Origin of the sequence: Oceanospirillum linum, from assembly GCF_001995095.2 — a bacterium.
Classification (GTDB): Bacteria; Pseudomonadota; Gammaproteobacteria; order Pseudomonadales; family Halomonadaceae; genus Oceanospirillum; species Oceanospirillum linum.
In genome coordinates this window covers 1-382 of sequence record NZ_MTSD02000258.1, presented here as the reverse complement: position 1 = coordinate 382, position 382 = coordinate 1, and the positions used below count along the sequence as shown (strand labels likewise).

The 382-nt window shown below is 55.5% G+C and carries 1 protein-coding gene; it reads left to right on the top strand.

The features are described from left to right. The coding region (locus BTA35_RS17555) for an ABC transporter substrate-binding protein (protein WP_238377652.1) at window positions 1-382 on the top strand (382 nt) is incomplete at both ends.

Here is a 382-nt window from a genome sequence, read left to right as displayed (position 1 = left end):
TCATTTACCGGCGCGACCCCAACTACTGGGCGGCAAATTTGCCGTCGCGCCGGGGCATGTTCCATTTCGATCGGATCGTCTTCAAGCTGTATCTCGACCAATACACGAAGCTCGAGGCCTTCAAGGCCGGCAACGACGACGTCGATCGCGAATATAGCGCGACGCAGTGGGCACGCAAGTATGTCGGCAAGAACTTCGACAATGGCTTGCTGAAGAAAGAGACGTTCCCCGACGGCCCGGCGCAGATGCAAAGCTTCATGATCAATACGCGCAAGCCTGAATTTCAGGATCGGCGCGTACGTCATGCACTGGCGCTTGCGTTCGACTACGACTGGATGAACCGGATGATGTTCTACGGTCAATACACGCGTCTGAATAGCTA